The following is an 18,156-nucleotide window of genomic DNA, read 5'->3' on the forward strand; positions in this document are numbered from 1 at the left end:
TGCTGTATGTCTTGGTCGACACAAATATGCTCTGACTCTCAGCCTTTATGGATTTCAAAACACGCTCTTAATAAGCAGCCTGGGCCTCATTTCGTCGGCTGCTTCCTTTTGAGCATCATATATCTCCATATCAAAATGCTCTTTTATCTTCTTCCGGATCTTATCCTTCGTTTCAGTTGAACACTCAGGATGGCTGCTTATGGTAGAACGGCTTTGTTGATGAAAGGATCGCTGCTTGATCGCCCCCTAAGCACCTGAAAAGTACCTGCTTTCAGTAGCATCTCAATCTAAAATACGTTTGATGAACTTTAAACTTGTACCAACAGAATTGTTTCAAAGCCGACTCAGCATGGTTTTCGCTCGTTGATAGGAAACGGGGTATGCTTGATCAGCGTCGGAGCTCGCTTGTTGATAGAACTTAATGGCTTCTCCGGGGTTACCCGATATTAGTTGCGTGTAGGCATATACCTCGGCTAAAAAGTTATGCGTTTTAGCATCTAAAAGCGGGTCGCTCATCAGTGCTCTCAACAGTAAAGCAGCCTGCGTCAACCGACTGTCCTGCCAATGAGGAACCTGGTACCCCCCAGGCAAACTAAACCAGTACTCCCACATCTGGCCATGCTGATGCTGATTCCAGGCGTTCTTCACTAATTGAAGCGACACTTCTAATACCGCCACCGTCAAGGCGGTGTCTTTTTTAGAATGGCCTCTCTTCTCGGCTAAATAAGGCTGCGTTGCCTGCTCAAACCCAGCTTGATCGATCCGATCTAAGAGTTGCTCCTTCTGATACAGGGGGCTCTGCTTGGCATACGTCTCGTAAGCAAACGAAGGAGGAAACAACTGAGCGATTTTTTGCAGCCGGTAGCCCTTTTTCAGTTCTTTCTTTACGTCAATGAGGTAACTATTCTCATACTCGTGAAAGTTGTAGACGTAGATGAGCCCCCGCTTCAAATCACCAATGATCGAGTACTGCGTCGAAAGCTTTCCCTCCTGGTGAACGCGACTGAGCAAATTTTTGAAGAAGGGAACCGACAATTCGGTTGCTTGAGCCAACAGTTCATTCGCGATATCATAGCGTTGACACGAATAATTACCAGTTGTTTGGTTACACACGTCGAAGTTGGTGTTGATCTGGAAGTTACCCTGCTTTTCGACTTGTGCTCCCGCATTAATGATGACCGAATTCCCCTGGGCATCGGCCAGCAGCGCTTGTGAAGATCGGGCGTAGGGATGGGTCAGCAGAAAGGCCAGGGCTTCTTTGACGGTTTTACACTGGCCCAGGATAGTCATAAACAAATCGCCCTGGTAAGGATTCTGGATGTTAAAGCGAGCTGGATCAATGTTCTGCTGGGTGAAGTCAAAAAACAGGCCGTGTTCATTAACGGCAGCCTGGGCCTGCAAGTCATTGTGACCGAAACAAACCGATCCGTACCGCCCTTTAGTAGCTGGATTAAACCAAATCCGGGAAAAGGGAGTGTAGTCGTCTTCGTTTGAAGCGACGAATACCTCGCCCTTTATGGCTGCCGAAACGATGGTGCAGCCTCTAAGCTTGCTAGGTACACTCAATAGGACAAGAAGAACTAAAAGTACAAAGCGACAGGTCATGAGCCAGCTATTTAGATTATTATAGATCAGCCCAAAGACAGGGATTGGTTAAAAACGTTGCACCGCTGATGAGACGGATTACGGACTAGTTGAGTCTGAGCCCCTGACAGCTCCTTCGCCAATGTGGTCAACCAAGCCTTCAAACTATTCGTATAGGCCGGGTCAATCAATCTTTTTGCCTTATATAAGGATTAGCGGACTGGGATAAATCTACATTGACTTGGTGGTAAGCTTTTAGGTATTGAGCGGTAAGAGGCCGATTGATAGCCAGTTAATACGTTAAACGATATTGGCTAAATCGCAACAAACGCTTCGAAGTAAGACGAAACGACTTTTTCCACTATTGCCCGTTTATTATAGTCACATAGGGTAGCCCCACGATCAATGAATTCAGATCTAGTCAGCCGAAGTTAGAACAACGTAACCGAATCAATCTACCTTATACTGGGGACACCAAGTGATTGAGCGAGAAAGTCAGACTTAGCCAAGCCCCATTCTCCCATTTATCGAAGGCAACTCTGCTCCCCCATCAACTAGTCATGACCGTTGAACACTGAGCAAACAACTCTCTTATAGCAGGTTAACGTATTAACTGAATAGCGAAAAGTAGACTATAAAAACTATTCTTTTTTACTGTTGTCGTGTATACTATATTTGTGACAACAAAAAACACGAATCATGAGACAACTAACTTTTGCGTCATTACAGGTCAACGATTTAGTCGCGTCAACGGAGTTCTACCAACAAAAATTAGGCTTCCAAGTGGGTGACCTCAGCCCACAAGCTTGTGTGTTCAAGTACAACCAAGGGCAAGCCAGCTTCGCGATTCGTACCCCGCTCGAGTCCCTGGAAGGCCGAGAACTGGGCATCGGCGTGGCGATCTGGTTTGCCGTTGAGCAAAACGTGGATGAGTTGAAACAGCAGTTCATTCACAATGGCGTCACCACGGCGGGACCCGTTATCCAAACCCCCTTCGGCCGGGCCTTCCACGTCATCGATCTGGACGGCTACAAACTTACCTTTCTTGAAACCAACTGAACGAAATCATTCACCACAAATCCAGCGAAAAACATGACCCACCAACTATTAATTACCGGCGCTACCGGCGATTTAGGCCGTCGGGTGATCAATCACTTGACAGGAAAAGCAGCCCTTGAAACGATGACGGTTTTGGTACGGGATGGCAAAAACGAACTCGCTAAACAGTACCAGCAAGAGGGTATCGCCGTAAGAATTGGTGATTACGCCGATGTAGGAAGTTTAATTAATGCGTTTACCGGCGTTGATGTATTATACTTCGTTTCGGCAGGCGACGATGATCAGCGGGCACAACTGCATAAGAACGTGATTGCCGCAGCCAAACAGGCTGGTGTCAACCATATCGTATATACCAGTGCCGTCTGGAAAGACCAAACTAAATCATCGCCCTTGGCAACGCTGGTTGATGCGCATAAACAGACGGAGAACACCCTCAAAGCATCAGGCCTCACTTACACCATCCTGAAACATAATCTGTATGCGGAGGTCATCCAAATGCTCATCGGTGACAGAAGTCAACTCATGAAGACAAAAACGATTTATTTGCCTACGGCCAATGGATTGGCCTCGTTTGTTGCCAAAGACGATTTGGCCGAGGCCGAAGCCACGATTTTACTCAATCATCAGCAGTACGAAAACAAAACGTTAGCGTTTAATGGCAGTGAAGCCCTCACGTTTTCCGCCATTGCCCAACAAGTGGGAATGATTCTCAACGAACCTATTACCTACATTTCGCCGGATGTGGCTACCTTTGAAAACCAGTTGAGTCGGCTTGGTTTACCCCATCCGGTGATTGAGATTCTGAAGACTTTTAGTGTCGCCATTGCGCAAGGCGAGTTTGACCAACAATCGACGGACTTAGCGACCATTTTAGGTCGTCCGACACGCCCACTGGCGGACTTTCTCACTGAAGCGTATCGCTGATGGATAGGCAGGTCAACGTCTGCCAAAGATCCTCGACTTCCTAGTCCCACCTGCAGCCCGTGCGATGAGTGATCTAAGCTAGTTTGATACGTCGTTTATGCGCATGGGGAGCGGGTTCTGAATCAACTAGAGCCCTGGGTTGCCCCCCAGAAAAGACAGTATCTATAGCCAGCTCCTGTATCTACGATTAGTATGCCCCGCGAAATTGAGTTTCACTTTAAGAGTACTGCCGATAGCCCAGGCTACCTGCTTGGCCAACTGACCATGCTTTGGCAACGTAAGCAGAAGCGAGTGCTCGATCCCTTGGATCTGACCCAAACCCAATTGGTGTTACTGGCGGCCCTGGGATGGCTGTCCCGCCACAACGATATGGTGACCCAGGTTGACATTGCTACCCAAAGCAACACAGACCGCATGATGGTGTCCAAAGTGTTACGTACGTTGGAAGACAAAGGCTTCATCCGCCGACAAGAGCACCCTACCGACACCCGGGCCAAGACCATCACGCTGACCGATAGCGGTGCGGAGGTTTTGCAGCAAGCTCTGAAGGCAGTCGAACAGGCGGACGTCGCCTTTTTTTCGCTGTCCGAAACGGCGCTTACTGGCTTCAACCAAACGATGGAGTCACTGATCAATCAAAACAAGGATAGCTAACAGTAGGTCGGGGCCGCCCCAACTAGACTGGCAATCATCACCCCGATTGCCTTGCAGGCAATGACACCCAACGCCATTATGGCCAACTTTAACACGCCCCGCCAAGGTGTTAGGGAACAGCATAGCCGCGAAATCTATTACTCCCTGGACCTTGAAAAATAAAAGAGCTGGATCAGTGGATAAACCAATCCAGAAGTATTTGGAAAACTCGTTTCAATCAACTTGACAGCATCCTACCAACCCTCAAGAAACAAGAAAATGAACGATTTCACCGTTGACAAATAACAAAAACGGTCACCTTCTCCCGAGAATTTGGTACCGACCTTTCGTTGACATGAGATACTTAGGTAAGCCTTGGCGGACAAGAGCATTAGTCAATTCAACAACACACGCCCGTTATTCTCAAAATCAATTTCAAATTGTGGAGTGCGTTTGCTGACAAAGATAGAAACCCGGAGTTGCCTGGTTCTTAGCAGAATTGAACGTTCAGCGAGCAAAACTAAAAACAACCTTACGTATCCGCATTTATAACGAATCGCTTATGCGCCTAATAAAGATGCTTACCATGAGCTTCCGGGAAGGCACTACTATGACATTGAATACCTTACCTAGACGAGTTACCAGCTATTTTATTGCAACGATAGTGTCGAAATAGGTTGCCGTTGCTATTGGTTTGGCGCAGTGGAACTAAGAACGTTCAGTCCACTGCGCCAAACCATAGACTATGACTGCTATGACAAACAGCTATTAGGGCAACTCCGCCGACTCGGTTGTAATGGTTTTCACGTGGGATACCCAGCCACCAAATCCGCTTTCCTTTTTAGGAGTTAGACAGACTTGTTTGATCTGGGCTCACGCGATCAAACAAGTCTGTCTAACTACGCGAGGACCTGCTTAAGAGTTGTGCAACGCAGTATCGTGGACAACAAAAAGCCTGAGAGTTATTCCGACAATCGGGAGCGCTACTCGTCTTTCACGTCGTACCGGTCGAGCATCATTACCTTGTTCCAGGCGGCCACAAAATCACGAACAAAGCGTTCCTGTGCATCATCAGCAGCGTACACTTCCGCGATATTACGTAGCTGAGCGTTCGACCCGAAGATCAGATCGCAGCGAGTAGCCGTGTACCGGTTGGCCCCACTCTTCCGCTCCCGGACATCAAACAACATCTCGCGTTGATCCTGGGGAACCCATTCGTAGTCCATACTGGTCAACACCTGGAAAAAATCGTTGGTCAGCTGACCCGGACGCTCGGTAAATACGCCGTGCTTCGAGTAATCGTAATTCTGTTCCAGCACGCGCAGTCCACCGACGAGCACCGTCCATTCGGGGGCGGTCAGGGTTAGTAGTTGAGCCCGGTCGAGGAATATACGTTCGGGGGGGACCCGGTAGCCGACTTTGTCGTTATGATAATTCTTGAAGCCGTCGGAGACCGGCTTGAGCCAGTTGAAACTTTCCACGTCAGTCAGTTCCAGCGTCGTATCGACCCGGCCCGGGGTGAACGGAACCGTGACGGATACGCCTGCATCGCGGGCCGCCTTTTCGACTGCCACACAACCGCCCAGTACGATCAGATCGGCCAGCGATACCTGCTTGTTACCCACCTGCTGCCCGTTGAATTCGCCTTGAATACCCCGCAGCGTTTGCAGCACGTGGCGTAACTCTTCCGGCCGGTTTAGCTCCCAGTTGTTCTGAGGTTCCAGACTGATACGAGCCCCGTTAGCACCGCCCCGCTTATCGGAATGGCGATACACCGATGCCGCCGACCAGGCTGCCGACACCAGCGCCGATACGGTGAGGCCGCTGTCAAGCAGGCGTTGTTTCAGCGTGGCAATGTCACCCTCATCGATCAGGTCATAATCGCGGTCGGGGCGCGGGTCCTGCCAGATCATGTCATCCGCTGGCACTTCGGGACCCAGGTACCGTTCTTTGGGACCCATATCCCGGTGCGTCAGCTTGTACCAGGCTCGCGAAAAAGCGTCCGTGAAGTAGTCGAAGTCAGTTAGAAATTTCTCGCAGATCTTACGGTATTCCGGGTCCACCTTGAGCGCGATGTCCGACGTCATCATCATCAGGTCGTTTAGCTGACCGGGAATGTGGGCGTCCGGCGTTTTTGGCGCGTTTGGGTCAACGGGTGTCCACTGAATCGATCCAGCCGGACTCTCCACTTTTTTCCACTCGTTGCCAAGCAGGTTTTCAAGGTACGTATTATCCCAACGGGTGGGATTCTGTGTCCACGAACCCTCGATTCCGTTGGTCATGGTATTGGCCCCGTTGCCCGACCCAACCGGGTTGTGCCAACCGAAACCCTGCGCATGAATGGGCGCGGCTTCTGGCGCGGCTCCGATCTTGTCCGGTTTTACCATGCCGTGGCTTTTACCAAAGGCGTGTCCACCGGCGATAAGCGCCACCGTTTCTTCGTCGCCCATGGCCATGCGGGCAAACGACTCCCGGATTTCGCGGGCCGAATCATCCGGGTCGCCGTTGTTGGCCGGGCCTTCCGGGTTCACGTAGATCAGCGCCTGGTGAGTAGCGGCCAGCGGGTTTTCCAGATCGAAATACGCTTCTTTCGGACTCCCCTGCCAGCGCAGGTTGTTGTTCACCATCTCGTCGGGGTGCCCTTTATGCTGGGTTGACGCGGGTACCTGGTCGACGGGTTTACCACCCCAGTATTCGGGGCCCCAGTAGGTACTGCGGTCAGGCTCCCAGGCGTCCCGGCGACCACCGCCGTAGCCGAAGGTTGGGAAATTCATGATCTCCAGCGCGCAATTACCCGCCAGCACGATCAGGTCCGCCCACGACAGCGCCGAGCCGTATTTTTTCTTGATGGGCCACAGCAACCGGCGCGATTTATCGGTATTCCCATTGTCCCACCAGGAGTTGATCGGTGCAAACCGCTGCATGGCCTGCCCGGCTCCGCCCCGACCATCGGCGATCCGATACGTACCCGCCGAGTGCCACGCCATCCGAATCATCTGTGGCCCATAGTTGGCGTAGTCTGCCGGCCACCAGTCTTTAGAATCAACAAGCAGATCCTTGATGTCCTGTTTAAGCTGCTGGAAGTCGATTTTATTAAACAACTCTTTGTAGTTCTCCTCGCTCAAGGGATTGGCGGCTGGCTGCTCCTGATGCAGTAACTCTACCTGCAGCCGATTGGGCCACCAGTCATCATTCTGCGGGGCCGTCCCGATGGCCCCGCCGATGCGTGTGCCCATAAATGGGCACTTGTCAAGCCCCCCTGGATTATCAATGGTTTTCATCGTAAGAATTAGTGTGTTGAATTAAACTGTTGTGTTGTTTTGAATTCCCGGTATCAATCGGGAGTTGACTTATAGCCTATAAATTAGTTACTCTACCAGTTGGAAAAAGACAATAATCAAGTCTGAGAAATTGAGTAGAATTCCCATCATGGAGAATTAAAACCAGAGTGACGAACCAGAATAGGCTGGTGCAACCAGGGGTATCAAGCACAAATGGGCATAAGCTATCCCTGAACCTGACACCTCGTCCAACTCAAGTTTTCCGCGAATGGTCATAGTTGAGATCTGTGGGTGGGACGATGTCCCAAAACAGGTAATGGATGCCGCAGGGGCAGGTTATAATGACCGTAGCTTGGATGCCTCCGGCAATCTAAATCAGTGGTACAACGCATCTCCATAAAAACTAAACGAGCTCAAGTCCGGCTCGGTTTTTTGAATAATGCTGTACCAAATCGATTAGCCTGTTGGTCTTGAATGATGGGCAGAGGTTATTTCCGCTTTCCAGCAGCTGATAGGTCACACGTTTCCTGAGCATTTTCTACTAACGAGGTGCGTGTTTTAATGTTTTCAGAATTTCATTGATCGCTGCAGTTTGTAAGTAATCTCATTACACAGATCAGCAGCGATAAATAAGAAACTGATCCTCCCCTGTAAGACGAAGGATCAGAGTATCAGCCCCTGCGTTTGCAAACTGAACGTTTCCCTTTGCCTGGCAGGAAAAGCAACGCCTGCCCCCATGCTTATCCTGCGGCATCAGCCAGTGCTACCCATTCTGCTTATCGATTACGCCACTGTTGCAACCGCTGCCGCAGTGCACAGGTGCGGGAAAGTTGGGCTTCGTAGATGATTAGCATCTGGCAGTAACGGTCTATTTGATCCTGCTTTTGTCTCCCCACCACTGGCATCTCCGCTAACTGAGTAATCAAATATCGAATCCCGGTTAGTTGTTGCTGCTGCTGGATAATCCGTAACTCGCACTGGGCCATCAACCGCTTAACCCAGTTGCCCGATTTAACCGGCCGGTTGATCGGTTTGCTCAGGATGGCTTTCCAGGCGGCTTCAAGCTGCTGCATTGGCCCAGAAAAATCAGCGCCATCAAACGTCATTACCGGCAGGAGCATCAAGCTATGTTTGTCTACTAGGGCTACGCGAAGCAGGATTTCGCCCTTGGCTACCAGTTTACTGATAAAAGTCAACCCTTCTTCCAGGGCCGCTACCTGGAAAGCGAAGTCTTTGGGGGACTGGTGCCCATCCAGCAAGGTAACTATGAGCATCATGGGTGAGGCATGAGAATTGATACGAATAATATACTAGGAACGATCGCTGAGAGAGCCGATCTTCCAGCACCGGAAATGAAACGACCGTTGAATCCGTTAGTACCGGCTTACCCAACTAGCTTAACCACCGCTGGTACAGTTGGGCAATTATTCGTCGATACGAAGCCGCCGTTACGGGTTTGGTGATAAAATCGTTGGCCTGTAAAGAGGCTGCCTTCTGGCGATCCTCGGTCATGTCCGAAGTCGTCAGAATGACCACGGGTAAGACCGCGGCACTGTGCTGGCGACGAATCAGCGTCAGGGTTTCTAACCCGCTTAGGATTGGCATATTCAAATCAAGTAAGATTAGTTTGGGGAGCGGAGCCTCCCGTAGGACATTCAGCAACTCGGTGCCACTTTTCAGCATCACTACCTCATCAGCCAGACCATGCGCTTCAAACGCCTGGCTGACGATAAACCGGTCATCTTCATCGTCGTCCACGACGATAATCATTCGTTTATCAGGTGTAAACATTATTCTACTTTCTTTCTTGACTCCGCTTTAGCTGGAGCAGACCAAACGGTTAAACATATAAACCGAACTTGGGCATTCGGTCTTAATCAACAGGGCTGAACGTCCTTTCTTGTGAGCCTGATTGATACGGGGTAAACGGGAAGTCAACTTGTATCAATCAGGCCACGTATTCCCTACTGCCAGCGGACTACCTCCTAAATCCCACCCCAGTCGGTCATTCGATCGGCCTCTGCCAAATCACTCAATTGATGCTTACTTCTTCCGGGCTAATGAATTCCGGGTCAGTAAAAACCAAATGGCAGCTACCAGCCAGCCTGCTAGGCTCAGCGACTTGCCCCAGAAGCCTGCCGTCCCCCAAGGGTCACAAACCCCCGTGGGCCAATCCGCCAACCAACTCTTCACCAAGGTATAGCCTAGCCAGCTCATCAGTAGACTGCCTGCCAGCAGCGCCAGTTTTAGAGCTCTATTGGACACGGACTGACTCACAGCTGGCGGCCCCACTGTTTCCGTATTCCCACGTACCCCCCCACCTGCTGCGGACTGGCCAGCAACCGCCCCTGATCGTAGCCCACCGAAACCAGCAGCTGTAGCCCGTTGACGCCCGTATGCAGCAGCGAGCCCAGCGCCGACCATTGGTTGGTACCGGCCGGAAAAGGGGTTGAGAACGTACCGTAATTACGACTGAATGACACCTTGGTTTCAAGCCCCCAGCGTGGTCCCAATCGACCCGACAACGCCCCGTACACAGCCCACACCCGATTGTTGTTGATACCATGAACGCCCTCAATGCGCTGATTCGTCAACGTATTGCCCGAGAACGGCAGGCGATCCAAGTACTGGGCGGTCTGGCTGCTCTGGGTGATGAACGGCGTGCCAATAGTGCGCCCCCGGTACGACCAGCTGTCTGGGTACTGCCCATTGAGAAAATAATTCTCCGGTTCCCCCCCCAGGCTCTGGCCAAACTGCAAGACGCCCTGGTTGCCCGAGTTGAAGAGCTCCACAACCAGCTCACGCAGAAAGCCTGGCCTGGGTTTATCCCGCACGTAGCGCAGGCCGTATAAACCGTCTTCAATGTTGCGCAGGGTATAGAGCTTGCGGCCCAGATCGTAAAAGTGCTGCTGGTAAGCTCGCAGGGTACCCCCCGCCAGCCGGATGTCAACGGCCAATTCGGCCGTACCCCGGTGATCACCCACTCGGTTCTGATCGTAGGTGGTAAACTTAGTACGATCTTTCAGAGCATCGGTCTTCAGCGGTAAGACCACGTTAACATACGCATCCCAGCCTTGAGCCAGTTGGCCATTAAACGAACTGGTAGGATCCTGCTCCAGAAACGGGGCGTAACCGCCCCACTGGGCAAAGTGAGTAAAAGCGCCGTAAAACTGGACCCGGGCCTGGGGGCGACCCAACCGCAGATAAATGGCTTTGTGATGCAGATAGGCCCTCTGCACGTACTGATTGTCGCCAAACCAGCCGTGGCCGAAGAATCCTTTCAGGGCCACCCAGCCTTTGGTAAAGCCAATCGGTACGTAATTGGGGAGCCCGAGCTGGACCATCGGAATGGGCAGGGCGTTACCCGACCAGATATATGACCCCGAGGAGAGCGCGCTCTCAGCCAACCCAACCCGCTGGCGTCGCCGGCCGGCGAATACTTCAACGACGCCCCACCGGGCTTTCAGATACGCTTCGACCAGCAGTAGCTGGGTTGACTGGGCCAGTTGACCGGCCAGTTCGACCCCATAACCGAGATCTGTTTTGCGACGCCTGGCCAGCGAATCCTGGCGGTAAGCCCGGCTTAGCTGCAAGCGCAGCAGCCCGGCGGGCGTGGTACTAGGTACGAGCCCGTACTGATTGGTTTGTAGCCAGAAGGGGGTTGTCCGGGATGAGGAAACAAATCCACCCAGCTCGACCATCCCTCCCCACCGGGCGGACGCTGCCCGTGGCGTAGACTTAAGTGGGGGCGTCGGAATCCAGCGAAAGGTATTGGGAAGCCGGTAGGAGCGATCCAGCGACCGCACCCGTACCAGCGGCAACAGATGGCCTGTTTTTAACGAATCAGCCACTGTGGCGCCCAGCGATAGGCTGGTCATCCCAACCAATAATACGGATAGGGTGTATCGACCACCACCGAGTTGCCGATGCAGATTCGGAGAAAACTCCATAAAAAAGAAAGGATGGACTTGGCTTCAACCCTTTTTGTCAATCACCAGCTTAAACTAAGCCACGGCGTTGCCAGCCAACGGGGTTGGAGCAGTTTTACGCAGCATAAAGACGAAGAGAATGGTAGACCGATCGTTGACCGGACCGAAAGAGAACAGACGTAGCGGCTGTCGCTGTTTTCAACGATGCTAAGTAGAGTTCAGCAAGCCAGTATTGTTCGCACGCGAATACGAACAGATCAACGGATCAGCGGCTCAAATCTGCCAGACACAGCACAGCAGATGCCATCGTCGTCGACGGGGAAGTGCTGAGGAAGAAAGGGGAAACGAAACCAGTCGACCAGGCAGGCCGTCATAGTGAGGGAGTACAATCTTAAGCGAAAACGGCTCAAGCTCGCCTAAGACATCTGGGCTTGGCGCCGGTAAAGGAACCGTCGATTTGGGGGAGAGCTGATGTAGATAGGTGTCGTAGGTATCACCAAAGGTGTCGCCTAGCTCGCCCGGATCAACTTCCAGAGTAGCCAGCGCATAGAATAGTCCGAGCAGCCCAACTAAGCCAAGCCGCACCAAAAACAGGAAGGCAGAAGTTCGCCCGGCGGGCGCTATCGCTGGTATGGCCCTGACACCGGTAGCCTGTAGGCGGGCTTCCGGTGGGGTGTTTACGCCAGTACAAACCGTAAGGGGGGCGCGGGGTTTCAGCTAATTCATGGCAGACAACGTTAATTGGATACAACTAATACTGATTGTGGGGGCACCATACTCCGCCCTTGGGCAGCGACTACTTGACCGGTTACTGCTTATAATCCGAATCTCGAACGTATATACCCTTCCGTACAACAAATAAAGTATCTTTCCCCTCTAGAACAATTCTAAATTATCAACTCGTCTCCATCTACTAAGACACTGTGGCTCAGTATACTGGTCTTCACGCTACCGCAACTTTCTTTTTGGCTAATGGGCAGCCATCCCGTTCTTTTCTTCCGCCTGTCGGCATCTACTCTGAGTATATACTACTAATTCTAATGAGCAGCTGGCAGGCAAATTTTCACGTAGTGAACCGAGCTTTTTTCTACCCTGAACACATATAGCTGACTGGTTAAGAATCAGTTCGCCCCAGATTCTTTACGGACCATCCAGCAGGCGGATTAATCAACCCTAAGCCACTAGTCAGTTTAGTAGTTTCTCTAGTGGTTTCTACCAAAGTCTACTCAGCATAAGCAGATGATTTTCTTTGCCTGAACCACCAGCCAGGTTCACCAAATGATGGGCCCATTGTCCGATCAGAACAACAGAAAATTAGTGTACGCAGGCGCTCGGTTCAATAGTTAATGCAGGCACCAAAGGGTTACTGGCTGTAAATGTAATCGACCTTGTCCATTACATTTACAGCCTTATAGTATAATTACAGGAAGGAAAACGGGGCGGCTGCTGGCTGCCCTATTTTTTACCCCAACAATTGTAACTAACAACCCGTTAGCGCTTGCAACGCTGGATTAATTATACTTACGCTGTTAGAAGCGGCCCGCATGAGGCCGCTTTCTTTTTTAGGTCAACAACTAGACGGCTCGCCCAATTGGTCAGGTGACCTACTACTAGAACTATTGCTTTCGAAAGGGTCAACCTAGCCCCTATGCTGCGGAGTTTGCTTTCTGCTATAGTCCTTGTAATTGGCACACAAGCTGTTTTTAGCGAACCTGATCATCCAGCTTGACAGACTCCCAAATGCCGCTCAAATAAGGCTCCCACCCGAGACGAAGAAGCTTTCATGTAACGTACTAGTGTATAAGTGCGAATACATCAGGGGATTTTAATTACAAAGACCTGCACTGACTGATTAATCTATTACAAGTAGAACACAACATATACGTTCTAAAAGCGATAACCAGTACTTAGACCCACCGTCGATAGGCTACCGACTAAAGTAGAGGAGCTATTACCCTTAAGTACATTACCACCCAAACTAGCCCGCAGGCCCACTATCATTCGGGGGGTTAGGGAATACTCGTAACTCCCCCTGACAGTAAAAGCTAAGTTGAAGTCATGGCTATAGTTTCTAGTGAATGAGACATCTGGAAGCTGTTGACCACCAATACTAGTTGTGCCTGACAAATTTGCTATCACACTATTTCTCGTGTACCACAAAGAAGGTCCAGTACCAATTCGTAAAGCATGTCTATCGCTGTTCAGCAGGTTGTACATAATTGACAGATCAAGCGTAACCAACTGAGAACGATCCCCAGGAAAAAAGAATTGATAGGGAGTAAATTGTTCCCGAACATATCTACTCGTATAACTGGCTCCTGCTTCGGTAACCCATCTGCTTTCAGCCAACCGTCTGGTGTAAATCAAGGAATATTTGGGAACTGGCGATTGTGGTCGTTGATCGGCTTTCGGATAGAGAGCTTCTATATGGAGCTGAATGGAGTTTTTACGTATAGGCGTTTGCGCACTGCTCCAATGAACAATAAAGCAGAAAAGAAGGCTGAAAAGTAGCTTTTTTATTTTTTGTTGAGTTTTAGAGTTATGCATCAAAAATCCTAAAATTGCTTATTGGGTTGCTGTGTAAGTGACATTATGTTCGCGAATGTATGAAATAGCTAAATGCGTTACCTATCTCAGAAAATATTCCCGAACGAGATGAAAAAGGGTTTAGCGAGTGGCAAGTATGCTTACGTAACTAACCAAGACGCTTGGTCACTCTCTTCGATAAGGCTTCATCGAGTACGCCGGCGTAAACCGTAGTAGCGGATAGTAAACTCCAAAAATAAAGGCAGTCGACAAGCCCAGTACTGATGTACTGATAAGCAAGCTAAAACCATGGCTCGCCAACAAAGATCTGATGAAAGATCAAACAGGTCCAACAGCGGGAATTGCCAGGTCAACATTGAGGCAAGGCCCGTCACGTACATACTTACACTCCATGCTCAACCACCAACTGAAGCCAGATACGAGGCAGACTTGCCCCAACCACTCGACGCAGACCAACCTCCTCTCCTCGTCGGTACAGTTCGGTTAACAGCGTACCCAGTAGCCCAATCACGCAGAACAGACTACAGAAGACGGTGACGAACGCCTGCAAACTCGTCCACACCAGAAACTGGTGACGCTGCAAAAGCTTCTGGTCGGCCACTTTCTTTATCCAACCGGATATCGATCGCGGTAGCCTGTTTCACCTGAGTAATCAGAACCGCTTCTTCCCTGAGTGTCAAGGGCGCCTTAGTACGGAGTAACAGCCGCCAATTAGGAGCTATTTTGGTGGAAGAGGCCAGTAGGAATAACTCATTGTGAGCTCGCTCCAATTCGTCATTGCCTCCCCGGCAAGTAACTACTCCCACCGCTTGAATGGTAAAGGGGGTCTAACTCATCTAATATCCACTGGCTCAGGGCTTGCTGGTTGGCAACTAGTCGTTGAGCCTGCGTGGTAGTGATGACGGCGGGAGTAAGCGAAGTTTGGGTGTCGGCCTGAGCAAACCACCGCCCCTCGATATATCAATGGCTAAGATTGAGGCATAGGCTGGATAGACAAACCGCACATTGGCGAATAGCTTCTTAGCCTGATAAGTCAGTAGATAGCTGATAGTATTGGTGCTGAAGGGAGTATTAAACGAGGACACACTAACCTGTTGAATCTTGGGGTGGGTCATCAAGTAGTGTCTGATGGCCTTAAACTGTGTAGAATCAGCGACGGACTCAGGAGCGGCCAGCGTTGCGGTGTACACCTGCTCAACTTGTTGCGTAGGTTGGTGAAACCGCGTCTCTTCCGTTTTGTCCAGTAGTGTGGCGGATTTATCCCAAATGCGTTATCTACCCCAATCACGGGTCAGAAGTAATTTACAAAAAGCGTTGTTGTTCCTCGCTATGTTAAAATCACTTACTAGTTGGATAAGATCTATATTTTATTGATTTAAGAATACTTTTCTTTTGTATCGGTCAATGCGATGAGGACTATTATCTACCCACCGTAGCCGATGTTGATCGTGTTGATTGCTCTATAAATGCCCACCGTAACTGCTAATCAATGGTTTACAGTCAACGCTATTCCTTGTCGTATGACAAACAAAGTACTACCACCGGCCAGTAGTGCCTTTCCGGCGCAGACAGGGCGTTAAAAGCAGGTTTGGGCAGGTCAGGATATAGTGCCGATTCCGGTTAAATTGCCCGACTAAGTCCGGATTTTAAGCCTGCTAACCGCTAAAAAAGGGAATGACAGTGATTAGTCTTGGTCACAGTTCCTTATTTCTTACGTATGAAGAAACAATTCTTTTCCAGCTGCCTGCTGCTTGCACTCGGCACCAGTAATCTACCCGCGCAAACAACGCCGAAACTCTGGTATGACAAACCGGCTACCCAATGGGTTGAGGCCTTACCACTCGGCAACGGCCGAATTGGGGCGATGGTGTTCGGTGGCGTCGAGCAGGAGCTGATTCAACTTAACGAATCAACGCTCTGGTCGGGTGGTCCCGTCAAAAAAGGCGTCAATCCGCAGGCTGCTACGTACCTGCCTGCCATCCGGGAGGCCCTGCTCAACCAGGAAGACTATGCTAAGGCGGACGAGCTGACCAAAAAGCTACAGGGTTTTTACACGGAATCCTACATGCCGCTGGCCGATCTGCTGCTTAACCAGCGCTTTCCAGCCGGAAAACCATCAGCCTATTACCGCGACCTGAACATCGCCAATGCCGTCGCCACGACCCGCTTTACCATCAATGGGGTTACGTTCAAACGCGAACTGTTTACCTCGGCCCCGGCTAACGCGCTGGTGATTCGACTCAGCGCTGATAAAGCCCGGCAACTGACGTTCGACGTAGCCACCCGCTCGCAACTGCGCATCCAGAAAAACGCGCAGGGAGCGAATGAACTGGTCATCAACGGGAAAGCTCCGGCCCGTGTCGATCCGAACTATTACAATCCCAAGGGGCGGCAACCCATTGTGTATGACGACACCACCGGCTGCAACGGCATGCGCTTTCAATACTGCATCAAAGCGGTGGCCAAAGACGGTTCGGTAAAAACCGACACGGCAGGTATCCACATCGACAACGCCAGCGAGGTCATCCTCTACGTAACAACCGCGACCAGCTTCAACGGGTTCGACAAGTGCCCCGACAAGGACGGGAAAGACGAGAAAGGCCTGGCCGCTTCGTACATGGCCAAGGCTGTTGGGCAGTCTTATCCAACGCTACTAAATGCCCACCAGGCCGACTACCGGCGCTATTTCGACCGCTGCACATTCTCCGTTCGGGATACGCTGGCGTCGAACCCAAACACGTCGTTACCCAGCGATGACCGGTTGAAAGCCTATTCTACGGGGCGCTACGATCCCGGCCTGGAAACACTGTATTTTCAGTATGGACGCTATCTGCTCATCTCGTCTTCCCGCCCGGGCGGTCCGCCGGCCAACCTGCAGGGCATCTGGAACAAAGAGCTGCGGGCCCCCTGGAGTTCGAACTACACCATCAACATCAATACCGAGATGAATTACTGGCCTGCCGAGGTCACGAATTTGTCGGAGATGCATACCGCCCTGCTCGACTGGATTCCGAATCTGGCCGCAACCGGGCACGTAACGGCCCAGGAATACTACAACGCCAGGGGTTGGGTCGCTCACCACAACTCCGATATCTGGGGGCTCAGTAACGCCGTCGGCGACCGGGGCGATGGCGATCCGGTCTGGGCCAACTGGCCGATGGGCGGCAACTGGCTGTGTCAGCATCTGTGGGAGCATTACCAGTTTACGGGCGACAAAAAATTTCTGGCCGAGCAGGCTTACCCGATCATGAAACAGGCGGCTCTGTTCTCGCTCGACTGGCTGGTGCCCGATAAAAACGGCAAGCTGGTAACCGCCCCCTCGACCACGCCCGAAAACAAGTTTTTCGACGCTAACGGGAAGCAGCAGGGCGTATCGGTAGGCACTACGATGGACATGTCGATTATCTGGGATTTGTTCACCAACCTGATCGAAGCCTCCACCGTGCTGAACCAGGATAAAGCCTTCCGGGACCAGTTGATCGCCAAGCGTAGCCAGTTGTCGCCACTCCAGATCGGAAAGCAGGGTCAGCTGCTGGAATGGAACCAGGAGTTCCGCGAAACCGACCCGCACCACCGGCACGTATCACACCTGTTCGGCCTCCATCCGGGCCGGCAGATTACCACCCAGACGCCGGCCTTTTTCGCGGCCGCCCGGAAGACGCTGGAAATTCGGGGCGACGAAGGTACGGGCTGGAGCAAGGGCTGGAAAATCAACTGGTGGGCCCGGTTGCAGGATGGCAACCACGCCTATTCGCTCATCCGCCAGCTGATGCAGTATGTCAACACGACGGGTACGCAGATGAGTCGGGGCGGGGGTACGTATCCCAACTTCTTCGACGCGCACCCACCGTTTCAAATCGACGGTAACTTCGCCGGCACAGCGGGCATGGCGGAGATGCTGTTGCAGAGCCATCTAGACAAAATTCATTTGCTGCCCGCCGTACCCGATTCGTGGTCGGAAGGCAGCGTAACGGGATTGAAAGCAAGGGGTGGTTTCGAGGTGAGCATGAACTGGAAAAAATCAGCCCTGACCGGTGCTACCCTAAAATCGCTGACCGGTGGTGAGTTAGCGCTGCTCACCAAGGTTCCTTTTCGCATTCAGGGCAGTAAGCAAACCGCCGTGAAAACTGATGAAGGCTACGTGTTGCGGCTGAAAACGGAAAAAGGGAAAGTATACACGATACAGGCCAACTAGAGAA

General features: G+C 51.3%; 13 protein-coding genes. 4 read left to right on the forward strand and 9 right to left on the reverse strand.

Features of this window, described 5'->3' with window-relative positions:
* Positions 1–333: 333 nt before the first annotated feature.
* Entirely contained in the window at positions 334–1,566 is a 1,233-nt protein-coding gene (locus ACYVAD_RS11445) for a carcinine hydrolase/isopenicillin-N N-acyltransferase family protein (RefSeq protein ID WP_461139628.1), read from the reverse strand.
* Between the two features lie 717 nt (positions 1,567–2,283).
* On the opposite strand from ACYVAD_RS11445, the gene ACYVAD_RS11450 reads away from it, so the two are divergent.
* The 3 genes from ACYVAD_RS11450 to ACYVAD_RS11460 all read left to right on the forward strand — a co-directional run bounded on the left by ACYVAD_RS11450 (position 2,284) and on the right by ACYVAD_RS11460 (position 4,221).
* A complete protein-coding gene (locus ACYVAD_RS11450) occupies positions 2,284–2,643 on the forward strand; it encodes a VOC family protein (RefSeq protein ID WP_461139629.1) in 360 nt (119 codons plus the stop codon).
* A 33-nt stretch (positions 2,644–2,676) separates the two neighbouring features.
* On the forward strand, positions 2,677–3,567 hold the full coding sequence (locus ACYVAD_RS11455) for an SDR family oxidoreductase (RefSeq protein ID WP_461139630.1): 891 nt from the start codon (positions 2,677–2,679) through the stop codon (positions 3,565–3,567).
* 192 nt (positions 3,568–3,759) lie between these two features.
* Positions 3,760–4,221 (forward strand): MarR family winged helix-turn-helix transcriptional regulator, encoded by a 462-nt coding sequence (locus ACYVAD_RS11460; protein WP_461139631.1) that lies wholly within the window; start codon positions 3,760–3,762, stop codon positions 4,219–4,221.
* Between the two features lie 962 nt (positions 4,222–5,183).
* On the opposite strand, the gene katG is transcribed toward ACYVAD_RS11460, so the two are convergent.
* The 8 genes from katG to ACYVAD_RS11500 form a co-directional block, all read right to left on the reverse strand.
* Positions 5,184–7,481 carry a catalase/peroxidase HPI gene (gene katG, locus ACYVAD_RS11465; protein WP_461139632.1) on the reverse strand — a complete coding sequence of 766 codons (2,298 nt, stop codon included), beginning with the start codon at positions 7,479–7,481 and terminating at the stop codon, positions 5,184–5,186.
* A gap of 776 nt (positions 7,482–8,257) precedes the next feature.
* Positions 8,258–8,758 carry a hypothetical protein gene (locus ACYVAD_RS11470; RefSeq protein WP_461139633.1) on the reverse strand — a complete coding sequence of 167 codons (501 nt, stop codon included), beginning with the start codon at positions 8,756–8,758 and terminating at the stop codon, positions 8,258–8,260.
* A 115-nt stretch (positions 8,759–8,873) separates the two neighbouring features.
* On the reverse strand, positions 8,874–9,251 hold the full coding sequence (locus ACYVAD_RS11475) for a response regulator (protein ID WP_461139634.1): 378 nt from the start codon (positions 9,249–9,251) through the stop codon (positions 8,874–8,876).
* Between the two features lie 273 nt (positions 9,252–9,524).
* A complete protein-coding gene (locus ACYVAD_RS11480; protein ID WP_461139635.1) occupies positions 9,525–9,746 on the reverse strand; it encodes a hypothetical protein in 222 nt (73 codons plus the stop codon).
* Between the two features lie 8 nt (positions 9,747–9,754).
* On the reverse strand, positions 9,755–11,431 hold the full coding sequence (locus ACYVAD_RS11485) for a capsule assembly Wzi family protein (RefSeq protein WP_461139636.1): 1,677 nt from the start codon (positions 11,429–11,431) through the stop codon (positions 9,755–9,757).
* 252 nt (positions 11,432–11,683) lie between these two features.
* Positions 11,684–11,995, reverse strand: a complete 312-nt coding sequence (locus ACYVAD_RS11490; RefSeq protein ID WP_461139637.1) for a hypothetical protein — start codon at positions 11,993–11,995, stop codon at positions 11,684–11,686.
* 2,344 nt (positions 11,996–14,339) lie between these two features.
* On the reverse strand, positions 14,340–14,558 hold the full coding sequence (locus tag ACYVAD_RS11495; RefSeq protein ID WP_461139638.1) for an FtsX-like permease family protein: 219 nt from the start codon (positions 14,556–14,558) through the stop codon (positions 14,340–14,342).
* Positions 14,559–14,829: 271 nt separating this feature from the next.
* The gene (locus ACYVAD_RS11500; protein WP_461139639.1) at positions 14,830–15,147 is read right to left on the reverse strand and encodes a hypothetical protein; all 318 of its coding nucleotides are present in this window, start codon (positions 15,145–15,147) and stop codon (positions 14,830–14,832) included.
* 527 nt (positions 15,148–15,674) lie between these two features.
* On the opposite strand from ACYVAD_RS11500, the gene ACYVAD_RS11505 reads away from it, so the two are divergent.
* Positions 15,675–18,152, forward strand: coding sequence for a glycoside hydrolase family 95 protein (locus ACYVAD_RS11505; RefSeq protein ID WP_461139640.1), 2,478 nt, complete (start codon positions 15,675–15,677; stop codon positions 18,150–18,152).
* Positions 18,153–18,156 lie beyond the last annotated feature (4 nt).

The organism is Spirosoma pomorum, from assembly GCF_054776615.1.

Coding starts and splice junctions, on each gene's coding strand:
- ACYVAD_RS11450 (WP_461139629.1), top strand. CDS start 2,284: ATGAGACAACTAACTTTTGCGTCATTACAGGTCAACGATTTAGTCGCG.
- ACYVAD_RS11470 (WP_461139633.1), bottom strand. CDS start 8,758: ATGATGCTCATAGTTACCTTGCTGGATGGGCACCAGTCCCCCAAAGAC.
- ACYVAD_RS11485 (WP_461139636.1), bottom strand. CDS start 11,431: ATGGAGTTTTCTCCGAATCTGCATCGGCAACTCGGTGGTGGTCGATAC.
- ACYVAD_RS11475 (WP_461139634.1), bottom strand. CDS start 9,251: ATGATTATCGTCGTGGACGACGATGAAGATGACCGGTTTATCGTCAGC.
- ACYVAD_RS11455 (WP_461139630.1), top strand. CDS start 2,677: ATGACCCACCAACTATTAATTACCGGCGCTACCGGCGATTTAGGCCGT.
- ACYVAD_RS11460 (WP_461139631.1), top strand. CDS start 3,760: ATGCCCCGCGAAATTGAGTTTCACTTTAAGAGTACTGCCGATAGCCCA.
- katG (WP_461139632.1), bottom strand. CDS start 7,481: ATGAAAACCATTGATAATCCAGGGGGGCTTGACAAGTGCCCATTTATG.
- ACYVAD_RS11505 (WP_461139640.1), top strand. CDS start 15,675: ATGAAGAAACAATTCTTTTCCAGCTGCCTGCTGCTTGCACTCGGCACC.